The sequence below is a fragment of the Tardiphaga sp. genome (assembly GCF_028290495.1).
Taxonomy (GTDB): Bacteria; Pseudomonadota; Alphaproteobacteria; order Rhizobiales; family Xanthobacteraceae; genus Tardiphaga.
The window spans coordinates 1-2,560 of sequence record NZ_JAQGJT010000231.1 but is presented as its reverse complement, the minus strand read 5'-3'; the positions used below and the strand labels follow the sequence as shown (position 1 = coordinate 2,560).

The 2,560-nt window shown below is 61.6% G+C and carries 3 protein-coding genes; all 3 read right to left on the bottom strand.

Annotation, left to right across the window (positions count from 1 at the left end):
- Positions 1-726: hypothetical protein (locus tag JWQ24_RS28520; RefSeq protein WP_299815975.1), on the bottom strand; the 726-nt coding region annotated here is incomplete at its 3' end.
- Positions 723-1,844, bottom strand: coding sequence for a sensor histidine kinase (locus tag JWQ24_RS28515; RefSeq protein WP_299815972.1), 1,122 nt, complete (start codon positions 1,842-1,844; stop codon positions 723-725). The genes JWQ24_RS28520 and JWQ24_RS28515, both read right to left, overlap by 4 nt.
- A gap of 68 nt (positions 1,845-1,912) precedes the next feature.
- A partial coding sequence (locus tag JWQ24_RS28510) for a response regulator transcription factor (protein WP_299815969.1) occupies positions 1,913-2,560 on the bottom strand: 648 nt, incomplete at its 5' end.

Sequence of the window (2,560 nt, the reverse complement as noted above, 5' to 3'; positions counted from 1 at the left end):
TTCGAGTATCAAGAACTCCTCTCGCTGTGGCACGGTCAAGTGCTGCGGGGCGGCAATGAGCGTGAGTACCGGCAGGACCGTGTCGTGAAGGTAGCGTGCTTGTCTACTTCGCTCGTCGATAGACATTTGAAGTGCCGCTAGTTCGCCCGCGCGCGCGGCTTCTGCCTGGTTGAACTCACTGATCCGCCGTGCGGTCCGTGAGAGCCCGATTGCGAAGATCGTCCCGATGAGTAGAGTTCCGGCTTGCCGATCAACGAGGCCGATTCCTGCAAGGACCCCCTGTCCGGTGGTAACAGTCCACAGCAGAGTGAGTGCAAACATGATGGCCATGCCGATCCACGCCCAGCCCGATCTGCCGCGAAGGCTGATGCCGAGAAGCAGGAAGGTGTTGGCCCCCAGGTGCCAGGAAGCGTAGCCGGGCCAGCCGCTCGTCGGAAGCTGCCAGGAGACCAGCGCCGTGCTCGCCGCAACCACCGCGACCGTCAGATAGGTCAGGCTCGGCCTGAGCGGATACGGTCCTGGTCGCGTTGACGCGATGATGATGCCGATCACCAGAACGAGCGCGATCCCACACACCCACGGGTTAGCCACGACGTATGACGTGCTCGCGAAGAGGACTATCTGCGTAATGGCGAAAAGTGCGACCAGCAATTGAGTTGCCGGCCCGGTGAGGTTCAGGAGCTGCGCAACATCCGTTCTGGGCGTACCGGTCCGACTATTCTTCACGGTCGCTCCCAGCGCAGGACGACTCGCGTACCGTGCCCGAGTCGCGACACCACATCTGATGAACCGCCGGGCAGTCGGGCCATGCGAGCGCGGATGCTGATCGCGATTCCGAGCCGGCTCGGCGCGATGCGTGAAAGATCAAAGCCACGACCGTCGTCAAGGACCATGACCTCGATGTGATTGCCGTGGACGCTCACGCGCACGGCTCTGTGGAGTTCTTCCCCTGGCGCGGACGCATGCCGAAGCACGTTCCGAAGCGCCTCTGCGAGAGATTCACCGAACGCGCCGCCAACCTCCGCCGGCAGAACGGCATCGTGATTGTCGAGCACGTAGTTGAACTCCGCTTCCGGGTCTATCTCAGTGGTCGTGGCCTGCTGTCGCCAGATGAAGTCCAATACGGTAATCGTGCTTCTTGGCGTCGGATCAGCAGTGAAGTCGGTGATCTGTGCGACAGTCTTGCGGGCTTGGTGGGTGGCTGCCTCGCGCGATTCAGCGCCGTCCTGAGCAGCTATGAGGAGTGTTGCGAGCACGCCATCGTGCATGAGCGCGTCAACGCGGGAGAGTTCCTGAGCCTGCGCGCGTGTCATGGCTACTCGCGTTGCGTTTGCGCTCGCCAAATCCGCCACATTGTCCAGATTGAAGCCTGCTCGGACGGTGACCACCGCGAGCGCCGCGAAAATGGAGTCGAACATCAGCGTGTACAGAGCATCCTGAAGGGGGATCGCGAACGGCTGCGGAGAGGCAAGGTATCGGATCACGATAAGGAGCATGCACGTGGCCACCAGGTAGATCCAGACAAACCGCGCCCGCCATGCAAGGCCAGCCGCGGTAGTTCCGATCGCCGTCGCGCCCAGCACCCACGCGGAATCAGCATCGCCGGGCAATGCTCGACCCGTCATAGCCACCAGCCACGTCGCCATTACAAGAAGCTGTCCCAGCGCGATTCCGCCGGCAATCCTGCGGATGACCACGCCGCTGCACCAGTTCGCAATCAGACCCATGATGAGGGGCAGTCCGAAGACCAGGAACAGCGCTGCCGCATCCCACCAACCAAGAAGAAATTCAGCTTGCGCGAAAATGGCGGGCAGAAGGAGGGCGCCGAACACGATCGAAGCCACGGCGAAGACTCGAGCGACAATCCGCAATATGCGGGTCAGAGAAGGTCCGGGTGGAACTCGCGCAGCGCTCATCGGTCTAGCTCGGGCATTGGCAGAAAACCATCTTCGAGCGCTCGCTTGTAGAGATCGATCTTCGTGTTAGCCGGCCTGCCCGTTCGGGCGTATTTGATCCGAATCCGTTTGACGTAGTCCTCGATAGTCCCCAGAGCCAATCCGGTTCGACTCGCCACGACCTGTGCCTTGTTGCCGTCGGCAAATAGCGTCAGAACTTTCTGTTCCTGCGGACTCAGGTGCGCGTCTCCCAAGGCAGGATCGGAGTCGAGGGCTGCCGCCCAGTCGGTGGAGACGACGGGCCGGCCATGTGCTGCATCGTCGAGCGCGTCCACGAGGACTGTCAGTGGTTCTGACTTGCGGATCACACCGAGGGCACCGGATCGCGCAACGAGACGCACCATGTACGGATTTTCACCGGAGGTGTAAGCCAACACCTGAGCCCCGGCTTGAATGATTTGCTTGACGTTGTTGGCGGGAGATGACCCGTCCGCCAGGCGCAGATCGAGAACTACCAGGTCGACGTCGGGTGTGGCGGCCAGCAATTCATCGACGGTGGACGCAGCCCCAACGAAGATCAGTCCCTCCACCTTCTCTACCGTGGATGCGATGGCGATGGACAGAATCTCGTGGTCATCGACCAGTCCAACCCGGCAGGTCCATTC